The sequence below is a fragment of the Mesorhizobium sp. M0998 genome (genome assembly GCF_040318885.1).
Taxonomy (GTDB): Bacteria; Pseudomonadota; Alphaproteobacteria; order Rhizobiales; family Rhizobiaceae; genus Mesorhizobium.
Genome location: NZ_JAMYND010000037.1, coordinates 19852 through 33442 on the forward strand (window position 1 = coordinate 19852; position 13591 = coordinate 33442).

General features: G+C 64.7%; 16 protein-coding genes and 1 pseudogene. 5 read left to right on the top strand and 12 right to left on the bottom strand.

The genetic code is table 11. The features are described 5' to 3' along the window. Window positions 1-45 precede the first annotated feature (45 nt). Window positions 46-1538, top strand: a pseudogene (locus NKH59_RS26625) (FAD-dependent monooxygenase). Between the two features lie 54 nt (window positions 1539-1592). On the opposite strand, the gene NKH59_RS26630 reads toward NKH59_RS26625, so the two are convergent. After that, window positions 1593-2246 (bottom strand): Vgb family protein, encoded by a 654-nt coding sequence (locus tag NKH59_RS26630; RefSeq protein ID WP_352471321.1) that lies wholly within the window; start codon window positions 2244-2246, stop codon window positions 1593-1595. A gap of 9 nt (window positions 2247-2255) precedes the next feature. Next, a complete protein-coding gene (locus NKH59_RS26635) occupies window positions 2256-3476 on the bottom strand; it encodes a helix-turn-helix domain-containing protein (RefSeq protein WP_352471322.1) in 1221 nt (406 codons plus the stop codon). Between the two features lie 152 nt (window positions 3477-3628). Between NKH59_RS26635 and NKH59_RS26640 the strand changes: the two genes are divergently transcribed. After that, on the top strand, window positions 3629-4429 hold the full coding sequence (locus tag NKH59_RS26640; protein ID WP_352542480.1) for an SDR family NAD(P)-dependent oxidoreductase: 801 nt from the start codon (window positions 3629-3631) through the stop codon (window positions 4427-4429). Window positions 4430-4570: 141 nt separating this feature from the next. Here the strand turns inward: NKH59_RS26640 and NKH59_RS26645 are convergent, their stop codons facing one another. From NKH59_RS26645 to NKH59_RS26660, 4 genes are read right to left on the bottom strand one after another with little or no spacing between them, the layout of a single operon-like run. After that, window positions 4571-4996: a DUF1178 family protein gene (locus NKH59_RS26645; RefSeq protein ID WP_352471325.1), complete on the bottom strand. Its 426-nt coding sequence runs from the start codon at window positions 4994-4996 to the stop codon at window positions 4571-4573. Then, on the bottom strand, window positions 4993-5859 hold the full coding sequence (locus NKH59_RS26650; protein WP_352503211.1) for a carbon-nitrogen hydrolase family protein: 867 nt from the start codon (window positions 5857-5859) through the stop codon (window positions 4993-4995). The genes NKH59_RS26645 and NKH59_RS26650 overlap by 4 nt, the downstream gene beginning before the upstream one ends. 10 nt (window positions 5860-5869) lie before the next feature. Next, complete coding sequence (gene grxC, locus NKH59_RS26655; protein ID WP_352491813.1) at window positions 5870-6139, bottom strand: glutaredoxin 3; 270 nt, start codon at window positions 6137-6139, stop codon at window positions 5870-5872. A 28-nt stretch (window positions 6140-6167) separates the two neighbouring features. Next, entirely contained in the window at window positions 6168-6968 is an 801-nt protein-coding gene (locus tag NKH59_RS26660) for a ComF family protein (RefSeq protein ID WP_353023525.1), read from the bottom strand. Between the two features lie 54 nt (window positions 6969-7022). Here NKH59_RS26660 and NKH59_RS26665 point away from each other — a divergent pair, with 54 nt between their 5' ends. Further along, a complete protein-coding gene (locus NKH59_RS26665; protein WP_352542478.1) occupies window positions 7023-7895 on the top strand; it encodes a methyltransferase domain-containing protein in 873 nt (290 codons plus the stop codon). Window positions 7896-7945: 50 nt separating this feature from the next. Here the strand turns inward: NKH59_RS26665 and NKH59_RS26670 are convergent, their stop codons facing one another. The 5 genes from NKH59_RS26670 to argJ all read right to left on the bottom strand — a co-directional run bounded on the left by NKH59_RS26670 (window position 7946) and on the right by argJ (window position 11141). Continuing rightward, window positions 7946-8125 (bottom strand): Flp family type IVb pilin, encoded by a 180-nt coding sequence (locus NKH59_RS26670; RefSeq protein WP_352453066.1) that lies wholly within the window; start codon window positions 8123-8125, stop codon window positions 7946-7948. A 143-nt stretch (window positions 8126-8268) separates the two neighbouring features. Beyond that, window positions 8269-8574, bottom strand: a complete 306-nt coding sequence (locus NKH59_RS26675) for a hypothetical protein (RefSeq protein ID WP_352542477.1) — start codon at window positions 8572-8574, stop codon at window positions 8269-8271. A 127-nt stretch (window positions 8575-8701) separates the two neighbouring features. Further along, window positions 8702-9124 (bottom strand): (deoxy)nucleoside triphosphate pyrophosphohydrolase, encoded by a 423-nt coding sequence (locus NKH59_RS26680; RefSeq protein WP_023677979.1) that lies wholly within the window; start codon window positions 9122-9124, stop codon window positions 8702-8704. Further along, window positions 9121-9900, bottom strand: coding sequence for a GNAT family N-acetyltransferase (locus NKH59_RS26685; RefSeq protein WP_352471332.1), 780 nt, complete (start codon window positions 9898-9900; stop codon window positions 9121-9123). The genes NKH59_RS26680 and NKH59_RS26685 overlap by 4 nt, the downstream gene beginning before the upstream one ends. Beyond that, on the bottom strand, window positions 9900-11141 hold the full coding sequence (argJ, locus tag NKH59_RS26690; RefSeq protein ID WP_352471333.1) for a bifunctional glutamate N-acetyltransferase/amino-acid acetyltransferase ArgJ: 1242 nt from the start codon (window positions 11139-11141) through the stop codon (window positions 9900-9902). The genes NKH59_RS26685 and argJ overlap by 1 nt, the downstream gene beginning before the upstream one ends. Window positions 11142-11320: 179 nt before the next feature. Here argJ and NKH59_RS26695 point away from each other — a divergent pair, with 179 nt between their 5' ends. Continuing rightward, entirely contained in the window at window positions 11321-12547 is a 1227-nt protein-coding gene (locus NKH59_RS26695) for a caspase family protein (protein ID WP_352542476.1), read from the top strand. A 3-nt stretch (window positions 12548-12550) separates the two neighbouring features. On the opposite strand, the gene NKH59_RS26700 is transcribed toward NKH59_RS26695, so the two are convergent. Then, entirely contained in the window at window positions 12551-12787 is a 237-nt protein-coding gene (locus tag NKH59_RS26700; RefSeq protein ID WP_352471336.1) for a putative antibiotic biosynthesis monooxygenase, read from the bottom strand. 108 nt (window positions 12788-12895) lie between these two features. Between NKH59_RS26700 and NKH59_RS26705 the strand changes: the two genes are divergently transcribed. Further along, entirely contained in the window at window positions 12896-13552 is a 657-nt protein-coding gene (locus tag NKH59_RS26705) for a TetR/AcrR family transcriptional regulator (RefSeq protein WP_352542475.1), read from the top strand. Window positions 13553-13591: the final 39 nt, after the last annotated feature.

A 13591-nucleotide genomic window follows, 5' to 3' on the forward strand; every position in this document is an offset into this window, starting at 1 on the left:
TGCGATCATTGCATTGGGAGTCGTAACTGCCAGGGGAGTTTGCCGATGACAGAACATGCAGTCGTGATTGCCGGAGGAGGTCCGACGGGCCTGACCCTGGCAGGCGAGTTGGCGTTGGCAGGCATCGAAGTAGCCATTGTCGAACGCCGCCCGAACCAGGAGCTTGCCGGTTCGCGTGCTGGAGGTCTGAGCTCACGCACTCTCGAAGTTTTCGATCAGCGCGGCATCGCGGACCGGTTCCTCGCGGAAGGACAAATAGCCCAAGTCACGGGATTCGCGGCGATGCGTTTAGACATCAGCGATTTTCCGACCCGCCACAACTACGGGCTGGCGCTGAGACAGAAACACATTGAGCGCATTCTCGCTGGATGGGTCAGCGAGCTGGCAGTGCCGATCTATCGCGCCCGTGAATTAACGTGTTTCGTGCAGGACGACGCCGGCGTCACCATCGAACTGTCCGATGGTGCGTCGCTGCGGGCAAGCTATCTCGTCGGGTGTGATGGAGGCCGCAGTCTGGTCCGCAAAGCTGCTGGCATTGAGTTTCGAGGATGGGATGCGACGACCAGCAGCATCCTCGCCGAGGCCGAGATGGCGGAGGAGCCGCCACTGGGCATTCATCGCACCGCACTTGGCATCCATGCCTTCGGCAGGGAAGAGTACGAAATTCGTGACGGCAAGGTCGTCTTTGCCGATAAAGGTCCCATAGGCGTCATGGTCACTGAAAAGAATGTCGGCGCCACGACCGAGCCCACGCTGCGCGATCTCCGCGAAGCGCTCGTCGCCGCATGCGGAACAGATTACGGAATCCATAGCCAACCTGGATTTCCAGGTTCACGGACATGTCGCGGCAGGCGGCGGCTTACCGCAAGGGCCGGGTTCTCCTAGCGGGCGATGCCGCCCATGTGCATTCCCCGGTGGGCGGACAAGGCCTCAATATCGGTGTGCAGGATGCGGTGAACCTCGGTTGGAAGTTGGCCCAAGTGGTGAAAGGAACATCGCCTGAACGCTTGCTCGACACTTATCACATCGAGCGGCATCCGGTTGCGGCCCGCGTGTTGCGTACGACAATGGCACAGGTCGCATTGCAACGTACTGATGATCGCACTGAAGCCTTGCGTGAAATCGTATCAGAGCTCCTTGGGATGGAGGAGCCTCGCAAACGGATCGCTGCCGAGATGTCCGGACTTGGTATCCATTACGACCTCGGCCAGGGGCATCCGCTGGTCGGCCGCCGCATGCCCGACCTCGACCTGGCCACGCCTGATGGTCCCATGCGCGTATTTGCGCTCCTCCAAAATGCGCGGCCAGTGCTCTTGAATCTCGACGCGCCGGGCAGCCTCGACATCAAGCCGTGGTCAGACCGCATTAAGTTGGTTTACGCCAAATGCGACGATCCATGGGAGTTGCCTTCGCTAGGTTTGGTCTCCGCTCCAACCGCAGTTTTAATCCGACCCGACGGATATGTTGCTTGGGTAGGCGACAGGACGCAGGATGGTCTTCAAGACGCGATGAACACCTGGTTCGGACCACCGGGCTAAAAACCGCAAAAACCAGTTAGCTCGAATGGTCAAACGGCTACGGACGGCAAAAACTCAGATCCTGGTCGCCGAGCCTCGTTTGGGCCGGCGAACAGCTCTGATCTTGCCGCTGTTTCCGCCGCCACAGAAAAACTGGTCGCCGCCATCGGATTCGAGCCCCGACACGCCTGTTCCCGGCGGCATATCGAGCTTCTCAAGGACCTTTCCCGTTTCAGGATCGATCCGTCTGACATCGCTCTCCTCACCCTCCCAGGTGCCATGCCACAGCTCGCCGTCGACCCAGCTGACGCCGGTGACGACGCGGTTGGAAACGATGGTGCGAAGAATTGCCCCTGTCTCGGGATCGACCTGATGAATCTTTCGGCCCCGATGCTGCCCGACCCAGAGTGTTCCTTCGGCCCAGGCGAGCCCGGAATCACCGCCATTGCCGGGCGCCGGGATCGTCGCCAGCACCTGGCCATTCTTCGGATCGATCTTCTGGATGCGATCCTCGGCGATCTGATAGAGGTGCTGGCCGTCGAAGGCCGTTCCGGCGTGTGCCGCGACGTCGATCGAGCGCACCACTTTGCCGCTCGCCGGATCGAAGGCGTTCAATCTGTCGCCTGAGGCAAACCAGACATGCTCACCGTCGAAGGTAACGCCGTCCACGTGGTCGACACCCGGAAAGGGTCCATATTCTCGAAGGATTTCGGCTGCGGATCGTTCCATAATTCCATCCTAGTAGCCCGGCAGTGGGCCGGGGAGTAACAAGATTGTCGGGAAACCCGTCAGCGGCGGGGTCATCCAGCGACGCGCCCGTCCGCGGCCGAACGACTGCACCTTGCCGGCCTGGGCGAGCTGCTCGAGCGCTCGCTGCACGGTACGCGAACTGGCTCCAAGCGCAATCGCCAGGGCCGAACTCGACCAAGACTCGCCGTCCGCGAGGAAGGCGAGCACGGCGGCATGCTCTTCTTCGACGGGTGGCGCCAGCACGACGACCTCACCTGCGCGGCGCGGGGCCAGCGCAAAGCCCCGCTTCGTCGCGCTCACATCCGCCAAGCTCCGAAGCTCCGCGCGAAGCCGCCCGACTTCGACGCGCAATCGTGCGCGATGTGATTCGTCCGCGTCCTTTCCGCGGAAAGCGCGCGCAATGAGCGTCGCTCTTGCCACGTCCCCCGGCCAGGCTTCGGCCAGCGCGCGGGCCAGCGCGAACAGCACCGGGCGGGTCGCCAGCGAGACGACGGTGTCTGCGACACGCACGACATTGCGGCATGCATCCACCACGAGCGCCCCCGACGCCAGGAGCGCTTCGACTTCATCGAGCAGGAGGGGCCGTTCCCCGCCACGCGCGACAAGGCGCGCGGCCGGCGTGTCCAGCACCAGCGATGCGCTCTCCACCTCCGCGATCAGCGCGGGGATGCCCGCCGCGCGCGCCGCCCGCGCCGCCAGGCCGAGCGCGGCGCGCGCAGGACCGGTCCGCAAGCGGCGGATGGCGATGCCGGCGACAGCCAGCTCGTGGGCGGCCCGCGATGCCGGCGGCAGCGGCGACGGATCGAAGCCGTCCAGCCTGCGCTCGGCTTCGTCGAGATGGCCGATCAGCAGCAGGCGCCGAACGTCGAGGTTGCGCGCATGCGCGGCGTTGACGCGGTCGCCATGCTTTTCGAGCGTCGCCCGTGCGGCGTCGAGTGCCTTGGCCGGCCAGGTAAGGTCGCGCGAGACGAGCGCGATCTCGGCCTCGGCGACGATACACCGCGCGCGGGCCACGGCCTCCCTCGGGCTGAATGCGCGCGCCGCCCTCTTGAGAAGAACCTTCGCCCGAACCAGGTCGCCAAGCTGCGCCATCGCGATACCGCGCAACGCCAGCGCCGGCGCATCGTCGCGCAGCGCAACCCGCTTCAAGGCGCCGAGCGGATCGCCCGTCGCAAGCGCATGCGCCGCGGCCGTGATCAGCGAGTCCATCGGAATCCCGTCACACTTGTCACTCCCATGGCTTCGATGCCCGGCGCTAAGTCCATCTCACCAACCAGTCGTATCGACAACGGCGACTGTAGCCAACCTGAGTTGCGGCGCGCCAACGCTCGAACACAACGATAAGCATTAGGAGAGACGCAATGAAGATCGAAGGTACAACCATCCTGGTGACTGGCGCCAATCGGGGCATCGGTCGGGCACTGGTCGAGGAAGCCCTGAGCAGAGGCGTAAAGCGCGTCTATGCCGCAACCCGCCAACCGATGGCTCATCCGGACCGGCGTGTGACGTCCCTGACCATGGATGTGACCAACGCTGCGCAGATCCGGGAGGCCGTCGAGAAGATCGATGCTCTCGATATCCTCATCAACAACGCCGGCGTATCGCCCATCGATGACCTCAGCGACCGTCGTGTGCTCGAACAACAGCTCGCCGTAAACCTCTTCGGCTCGTACGACGTTACCCAGGCTCTGCTGCCGTTGCTCGCCCGGTCGCGGGGAGCCATCGTCAACATTCTGTCGCTGGCCTCGATTGCCGCCGTGCCGTTCAGTCCGGCTTACTCCATCTCGAAGGCGGCCTCGTTCTCGCTGTCGCAGTCGTTGCGCACCCTTTTGGCCGGACGGGGTGTCAGCGTCCACAGGGTCCTTCCCGGCCCGGTGGACACGGACATGACACGGGGCCTGGACATCGCGAAAGCCTCTCCGGAGTCTGTCGCGCGGGCGATCCTGGACGGAGTGGAGAACGGCGAAGAGGAAATCTTCCCCGATCCCATGTCGGAATCCCTGGCGGAGGGCTGGCGCAGCAGTGCAGTCAAGGCGCTTGAACGCCAGTTTGCAGCCTATGCGGAAGCAACTCCGTCAAGTGAAGCAAGCCCGTCAGGCAGTGAGCATGAAAGAAGCAGCGAAACGATTACCCGCGAGCCCCATCCTTGCTGCTCGGCCTGAAATTGCGGACGCTTGTGCAGGGGGCGGCGGCATGGCTCCACGACGCAGCCGGTCGCCTGTCACCGACGACGGCGCCGACCTTCAGATCATGGCTCTGCCTGGCGGAGAGATGCCTCGCTATGTCTGGAGCAAGTTGACGGATCAGTTGCGGTCGTCGGGGAAGCTTGGAATAGGCATGAACTCGACACCGTCTTCGGCGAGGCTCTTGGCCTCGTCCAGCGTCGCCTCGCCATAGATACCGCGCGGATCGCTTTCGCCGAAATGGATCTTGCGCGCTTCCTCGGCGAATTTGTCGCCGACATAGTCGGCATTCTCGCGCACCTTGTCGGCCAGCGCCTTGAGCTGCGCCAGCGCCTGCTTCTGCGCCTCGCCCATGGCCAGCGCGATGCTTTCGCGCTTGCGCCCGGTGGAGACGGCAGGCGCCATCAGCGCCTTGTCGACCTTGTGCGAGCCGCAGGCCGGGCAATCGACGAAACCGCGCCTCTTCTGGGTGTCGAAATCGTCGTTGCTGCGGAACCAGGCCTCGAACTCGTGCTCGTGCTCGCAGATCAGGGAAAAGCGGATCAAGAGGCGGCACCCCTCAGCGGCATTGCCTCCGCCGAACCGGCGTTTACGGCAAAATCGCGTGCGTTTTTGAGATTCGGTATCTTTTTGCGCGCGGCGACTGACTGCGCCGGGTCGATCTCGGCGACGATCACCGCCGGCTCGTCATGCGCAGCTTCGGCGACGATGCGGCCCCAGGGATCGACGATCAGCGAATGGCCATAGGTTTCGCGGCCGTCCTCGTGCACGCCGCCCTGCGCGGCGGCAACCACATAGGCGCCGTTCTCGATAGCGCGCGCCCTGAGCAGCACATGCCAATGCGCTTCGCCGGTCTGGCGGGTGAAGGCGGCGGGCACCGTAAGCAGATCGGCGCCGGCCAGCGCCTCGGCACGGAACAGCTGCGGAAAGCGCAGATCGTAGCAGACGGCAAAGCCGAGCTTCGCGCCATTGACTTCGGCGACGACGGCCTCGGTGCCAGGCTCATAGGCGGCGGATTCGCGCCAGCTCTCGCCATTGTCGAGATCGACGTCGAACATGTGGATCTTGTCGTAGGTGGCAATCCTGGCGCCGTCCGGCCCGAACAGAAGGGCGCGGTTGGCAAGCTTGCCGTCGGCGCGCAGAATGGCGGTCGAGCCGATATGCAGGAAAATGCCGAGCTCGCTGGCCAGCCGCCGCGACGTCGAGACGACGATGTCCTTGTCTTCGGAGGTGAAGGAAGCGGCCCGCGCCTGGCTGTCGCGGATCAGCGCGCCGGTCATTTCCGGCGTCTGGATATAGGTCGCGCCAAGGCCTGCTGCCTCGCGCACCAGCCGTTCCAGATCGACCGCATTGCGCTCCGGGCTGGTTCCCGAACGCATCTGGATCGCCGCCGCCTTGAAACCACCCATCGTCATGTCCTTATCTGGCCGAGCCGTTGGCGAGCAATTTGTCCAGCCGTCCTTCCGCCTCCAATTCGTGGAGATCGTCAGAGCCGCCGACATGCGTGTCGCCGATGAATATCTGCGGAAAGGTGGAACGGCCGTGAGCGCGGGAGATCATCTCCTGGCGCAGCTCCGGCGAGAACGAGGCGTCGTGCTCGGTGTAGGTCACACCCTTCCTGTCGAGCAGCCGCTTGGCCGCGGTGCAATAGCCGCACATCATCCGCGTGTAGATCGTCACATCGACCATCGGTCAGCAATCCTGCCTCGTTCCTAGGCTATATAGGCGCCGATTCGTCGGCCCGAAAGTCCCCCGGCAGCACACGCGCAAAGGTCAGTACGTCGACCGCGCCGGCGCCGCCCTTCTTCAACGCCTTGGCGACCGCGCGGACGGTGGCGCCGGTGGTGTAGACGTCGTCGATCAGCAGCACCCGGCGGCCGGTGATTTCGATCTCCGCCTCATCAGGCACTTTGAATGCGGCGCGAACATTTTCCTCGCGTTCCCGCCGCTCAAGCCCGACCTGCTGGCGCGTGAGTTTGACGCGCCTGATGGCTGATGGCGCGAAAGGCCGCTCCCCGAGCTGCGCCACCGCCCGCGCCAGTTCCGCCGACTGGTTGAACTGCCGTCGGAAGAAACGCCGCCAGTGCAGCGGCACCGGCACGACCACGTCGGCCTCGGCGATGAGCTCGGCACCGGCGCGAAGCATCCAGCGCGCCATCCACGGCGCCAGATCGGTGCGGTCCTGGTATTTCAGCCCTTGCACCATCTGGCGGGCAACGCCGGAATAGGCGACCGCCGCCCGCGCGCGCTCGAACGGCGGCGGGTCGGCTATCGCCTCCGCCGAAAGGAACCCTTCACCCATACTGTGGGTGAACGGCGTGCCCATCACCGGGCACCATGGCCGTTCCAGCAACCTGAGTTTCGGCCAGCAGGCGCCGCACAACACGCCGGGCTGCGAGACATGGCGGCGGCAGCCGGCACAGACCGGCGGGAACAAGAGGCGCGCTGGCCAGCCCACTGCCTTGCGGGCAATGCTCTTGATCGCAATACGCTTGATCTCTGGCATGGGATCGGCCATGTGGTTGGTCCTCCGCATCACTATATCAGAGAGCGAAGCACAAGGACCTGCCCATTGCAGCCTGTAATTGACACCTCGCTCTGGCTGGCGCGCAAGCGCCGGGCACTGACCCGTCCCATCGCCGGCGCGGATTTCCTCATGCGGCGGGCGGCCGAGGATCTTGCCGACCGGCTCGGCGCCGTCGAACGCAGGTTCGGCAAGGCGGCCTCGTTGTTTTGCCAGACGCCGGCTGCAGCAGAGGTGCTCGCCGAAAGCGGCAAGGTGACGGAAAACGTGCGCGTCGAGGCCGACGCCGCTTTCCTGGGTGGCCAGCCAGGACTGTTGGCGCCGTTGGAAACCGTGCCATTCGAGCCGGAAAGCCTCGACCTCGCAGTGTCGCTGCTGTCGCTGCAGGCGATGAACGACATTCCCGGCATGCTGGTGCAGGTCCGCCGGGCGCTGAAGCCGGACGGGCTTTTCCTCGGCGCCTTCGCCGGCACAGGCACGCTCTCCGAACTGCGCGAAAGCCTGATTGCCGCCGAGACCGAACTCTATGGCGGCGCCAGCCCGCGTGTGATCCCGTTCACCGACGTCCGCGACGCCGGCGCGCTGCTGCAGCGCGCCGGCCTGGCACTGCCGGTTGCCGACGTCGAGACGATCACGGTGCGCTACGATTCGCTATTTGGCCTGGTCGCCGACCTGCGCGCCATGGGCGAGACCAGCGCGCTTGTCGACCGCAGCAGGCGGCCGGGCACGCGAGCGCTGTTCGCGCGCGCCGCCGAAATCTATGCGGAGCGGTTTTCGGATGCCGATGGCCGCGTCAGGGCGAGTTTCTCGGTGGTCTGGATGTCAGGCTGGGCGCCCGATGCCTCTCAGCAAAAGCCGCTGAAGCCGGGCTCCGCAAAAATATCGCTGAAGACAATCCTGGAAAACCCCGGCGGCCCCTGAGCGCATCCTTGCGCAAAAGCCAAGCGTATTCCACGCAAAAGCTAGCGGGGTCACTGTGCAAAAGCGTTGGCAAGCTTGCTGCTGTTGTCGCTGAACAACCACTGGATGGCGCCGGCAGCCTGGCCAATACCAGCGACAATGGCAAGCGACAGCACGGCGACGATCAAACCATATTCGATAGCCGTCGCACCCCTCTCGTCTTCTAAAAATCGTTGCAGCAAGATTTTCATGGGCGCCATCCCTCTTGCCTGAACCTAGCGCCGACCCGTTAAGAAAGGTTAATGCGACAGGCTTAACGCGCGGTGAACCATCTGCATTCTAGGAACCAGCTGCATTCTAGGAACCAGCCGAATCCTGGAGATCTGTTGAGGAGTCAGCAGTCGCCGCTGCTTCTGCCATCGGCCCGTATAACGCAGACCGAACTGGGCAGCGGCTGCAGCACGCTCTTGCGTAGCGTATAGCTGTCGCGCTGGCCGATCGAGCCGGTGCTCATCGTATCAAGCCCGTCGCGGGCAAACTGCGAGCGGGTCCGGCTGTCGAGGTAGGGCGTCGCGATCAAGGCCAGAGCCACCGCGGCCGAGCCGAACAAGAGGGCGATGCGCAATATTCCCATGCCGGCATTGGCGGCGCCAGGAAGGCGGTCGGGCCAAGGCCAGTCCCAGTCCTTTTCAAGGCTCATGCAAATCGCTCCCCAGCGGTGGAATCGGCGAAACCGCCTAGCGTCAATTTTTCACGGTCAGATAAATCTTTCATTAACGCTGCTGCCGGCGCGTTGCGGCGCTGCCCGATTTACGGCAGGTCGGCCGCTACAGCAGATCGATGAGGAACTGGATCAGCGGGGCATCGGCCGGCGGCATTGGAAAATCGCGCATCTGGCGCGGCCGCACCCATTTCAGCACCTGGCCTTCCTTCGGTTGGGCAATGCCGCGGAACCGACGGCAGACGAACAGCGGCATCAGCAGGTGAAAATCATCGTAGGAATGGCTGGCGAAGGTGAGTGGCGCCAGGCAAGGGATGTCGGTTTCGATGCCGATCTCCTCGTACAATTCGCGGATCAGGCATTGTTCCGGCGTCTCACCGGGCTCGACCTTGCCGCCCGGAAACTCCCACAGGCCGGCGAGTTGCTTGCCTTCGGGCCGCTGCGCCAAAAGCACGCGCCCGTCGGCATCGACCAGCGCGCAGGCCGCGACCAGGAGCAGGCGTTTGCCGATCGTATCCAAGCCGCTCATGCGCCGGGTGGCCGGCGATAGCGATAGCGATAGACTTCGTCGAATCCGAGCGAACGGTAGAGCGCCAGCGCCGGCGCGTTGTCCGCCTCGACCTGCAGCCAGGCTTCCCGCGCCCCGCGCAGCCGCGCCCATTTCAGCGCCGACCGGATGAGATGGCGGCCATGGCCCTGGTTGCGCACCGACCTGTCAGTGGCGATCTCGAACAGGCCGGCAAGGTCGCCGTCATGCACGCAGATCAACGTTGCCAGCGGTTCGCTGCCGGCCTCCAGCGCAAACAGCCCGGCCTCCGGCTGGATGGCGCCGATGATCTCCGACAGGCCCGGACGCAGCGACACATCCGAGCCGCTCACCTTGAGCGCCGCGCCGATGAAACGGCTGATGTCCTTCAACGGAATCTGGTCCATGGCATCGTCGAGCGCGGCGTCCGCCAGCGGCAGCCGCATGACCAGCGACTCCGCGAACGTACTCCAGCCTTCGCTGTCGAGGTACTTCGAAAGATCAGGCCCCGACAGCGGTGAGATGCGAAAGGTCAGCGGCCTGCCATAGGCGTCGAAGCGGCGGCTGGCGCGACCGATGCGCTCGGCAATGTGCTGGATGTCGCCCGGATCGAGCGGATTGACCGAGTTCAGCCGCTTGGCCGGGTGGCCGGCCGTCAGCCGCACCACCCAGGTGCCGTCATAATGGACGGCGGCCGCCGGCCAGGCGCGAAAGCCGGCCGCCTCATAGCGGCGCACGATCGCCAACACGCTTGCCGGATGTCTGGAAGCCAACGCCATCAGCTCCGATAATCGCCGTTTATGGCGACATATTCCTTGGTGAGATCGCAGGTCCACACCGTCGCCTTGCCGCGGCCGATGCCGATGTCGGCGCGGATGCGGATCTCGTCGCGCTTCATATACGCCGAAGTCGCCTCCTCGGAATAAGCGGCGTCGCGCTCGCCCTGATAGGCCAGGCGGTTATCGCCGAACCAGATCGACAGAAGGTCGCGGTCGGCCGGTTCGCCGGCCTTGCCGACGGCCATGACGACGCGGCCCCAATTGGCGTCCTCGCCGGCGACTGCCGTCTTGACCAGCGGCGAATTGGCGATCGACAGCGCGATGCGCTTGGCCGAGCGGGCCGATTTGGCCCCGGTGACGGTGACCTCGACCTGCTTGCGGGCGCCCTCGCCGTCGCGCACCACCTGCAGTGCCAGCGATTTCAGCACCTTGCCGAGGGCACGGCGGAAGGCGCCGAGGCGCGCATCCTTGGGGTCGGAAATTGCCGGCGCGCCGCGCCTGGCGGCAGCACCCGTGGCGAACATCAGCAGCGTGTCGCTGGTCGAGGTGTCGCTGTCGACGGTAACCGCGTTGAAGGTCTTGGCCGTGCCGCGCGACAGGAGGTCCTGCAGCACCGGTGCTGCGATCGGCGCATCGGTGGCGATGAAGGAAAGCATCGTCGCCATGTCGGGCGCGATCATCCCGGCGCCCTTGGCGATACCGTTGATGGTGACGTCGGCATCGCCGAGCTTGACCGTCGCGGTCGCCAGTTTGGGATAGGTGTCGGTAGTCATGATCGCCTTGGCGGCTTCGGTCCACAATTCCGGCTTGCCGTCCTTGACCAGCCCGGCCAGCAGATGGCTGAACTTGCCGGCGTCGAGCGGTTCGCCGATCACGCCGGTCGAGGCCAGGAATACCTCGCCCGCTGTGCAATCGGCCGCTTTCGCCGCCACCTCGCCCGTGAGTGCCGTCGAGGCGCGGCCCTTCTGGCCGGTAAAGGCATTGGCATTGCCGGAATTGACCACCAGCACGCGTGCCTTGCCAGCCACGAGATTCTGCCGGCAGAAATCGACCGGCGCCGAAGGGCATTTCGACCTGGTGAACACGCCGGCGACGGTGGTGCCGGCGTCGAACACCATGGCCAGCAAGTCGGTGCGGTTCTTGTATTTTATGCCGGCCTCGGCGGTGGCGATGCGCACGCCCTCGATCACCGGCATCTTGGGATATTTCTTCGGCGCGAGCGGCGAAACCTGTGTGGACATGGAAGACCCCGGGCGGGAAAAATCGCGAAAGGAACGCCGGTTTGCCCGATAGCACGCGCTGGCGCAAGGCGTTTCACAGCCGTTACGGGTGCCGGAAGCCTGACACCGCCTCATGCAGCAAGCAGGCTGTTGCAAATTTGTTGGCGTCGCTGCGACCGATAGCGCTATGATCCTGCCCCATGGGCAGGCTTGTGGTCTTGGCACTGGCGTTTCTGGGCTTTCTGCTGCTGCGCGCCGATGCGCAGACGGCGCGGCGCGTGGCGCTTGTGGTCGGCAACGGCAGCTACGCCGAAGCCGGCACGCTGGCCAATCCCGTCAACGATGCGCTCGACATCGCCGACAAGCTGCGCGCCATCGGCTTCGAGGTGATCGAAGGCAACGATCTCGGCAAGCGCGAGCTCGAACGCAAGATCGGCGAATTCTCCGATGCGCTGCAAGGCGCCGGTGCCGGGCTGTTCTACTATGCCGGCCACGGCCTGCAGGTCGACGGGCGCAACTTCATCGTGCCGGTCGACGCCCGGCTGGACATGCCGGTCAAGCTGCAGCTCGAGGCGGTGCCGATCGACGAGGTTCTCGACATCATGGAGCAGCAGACCAAGGTCAGCCTGGTCTTCCTCGATGCCTGCCGCAACAACCCGTTTGCCCGAAGCCTCAGCCGCAGCACCATCACGCGCTCGGCGACGGCTCTCGCCGGCCTCGCCCAGTTCGAGTCGACACGCGGCTCATTCATCGCCTTCTCGACTGCGCCCGGCGCCGTCGCAATGGACGGGACGGGGCGCAACTCGCCCTTTGCGGCGGCACTTTTGCGGCATATGGCCGAGCCCGGACAAAGCATCAACGACATGATGATCGCGGTGCGCCGCGACGTCGTTTCCGCAACGCGCGAGGCGCAGCGTCCCTGGGAGCAGGGGTCGCTGCTCGAGCGTTTCGAATTCGTTCCGGGCGGAGACACTGCCCGGCAAACGAAACCGGCCGTCAGCCCGGCTCCCGCGTCTGAGGTCGCAGCGCTCGAGCGCTCCGTCGGCGACAAGAGCGCCATCGAGCAGTTTCTGCGCCAGGACTATCTGGCGCTGGATGCCAAGAGGATGCGCGAAACCGTCAAGCGGCTTTACGGTGCGTCGGCCACCATCTACGGCACGCGCTACGACAGCGAGGCGATCGTCAAGGTCAAGACGGACTGGTTCGCGCAATGGGCATCGTGGTCGTTCGGCCTCGAGCCCGGCAGCCTTGAGGTGACGCCGCACGGCCAGGACCGTGCCGACGTGGTTTTCGCCATGCGCTACGACTATGTGCCGAAAGACAAATCGGCGCAGCGCCTGACCGGCAAGGCGCGGGTGACGCTGGAACTCGTGCTGGCCGACGGCGCGTGGCGCGTTGCCTCGGAGACGTCGCAAGCGCTGGAATGAACATCAGCGGACCGCTGGGTTGATGAACCCGCGAAACGCCCGCTGCACGCCCGGAATCAGCCCCCAGATCATGATCGAGACCATCAGCGGCGCGATGACCAGCGTGCGCTGCCAGATTTGCCATTCCTGCGTCAGCGGAAAAACCACGTACAAAATGGCAGTGATCAGCGGATAGACGCCGAGCAGCACCAGCAGGGCGAAGCGCAGGCGCGAAAAGCGGGTCACGGCGGTCGAGTTCATCAAACTCTCCTTATCGTTACGGAACGTTCCGTTACATATAAAACGGATCGTTCCGTTTCGTCAAGAGTTGTATATGATGGCTGCGAAATCGCGCGTAAGGAAGAAGAGATGGGCGAAATCACCGATCCCGGGCGCAAGTCGGCTGGCGCACGGCGCAGCCCGGAAAGCGCCGATGCCATTCTCGATGCCGCCGAGGCGGTACTGGTCGAAGCTGGCTATTCCGGCTTCTCGATCGAGGCGGTGGCGCGCCGCGCACGCGCCGGAAAACCGACGATCTATCGCTGGTGGCCAAGCAAGGCCGCCTTGCTGCTCGACGTTTATCAACGGCAAAAGCGCGTCGACAATCCCGATACCGGGAACCTTGCGGAGGATCTCGTCGGCTTTCTGAAGAGCTTGTTCGCGCATTGGCGCGACACGTCGTCGGGCAGCGTGTTCAGATCGCTGATTGCCGAGGCGCAGTCGGACGAAAAAGCCGCCGCCGCCCTCGCCGAATACGCAAGAGGGCGTCGTGTCCACACCGGCCAGATGGTCGAACGCGCCAAGGCAAGGGGAGAAATAGCTGCCGACGTCGATGCCACTGTCGTCGCCGACCTGATTGCCTCGTTCGCCTGGACGCATCTTCTGACGAACCGCCTGGATGAGGACGAAGCGACGCTGCGCAGGGCGGTCGGCTATGTTTTGAAAGGCATAGTCGCTGACGATGCCGACCACGCCACGGCGGTCCGGCGGCGGCGTCGACGCATCATCGCTCGCCCTGCCAAATAGAAGCGACAGGGCGGCAGCGCGCCCTGTCGTAGCCCAGTC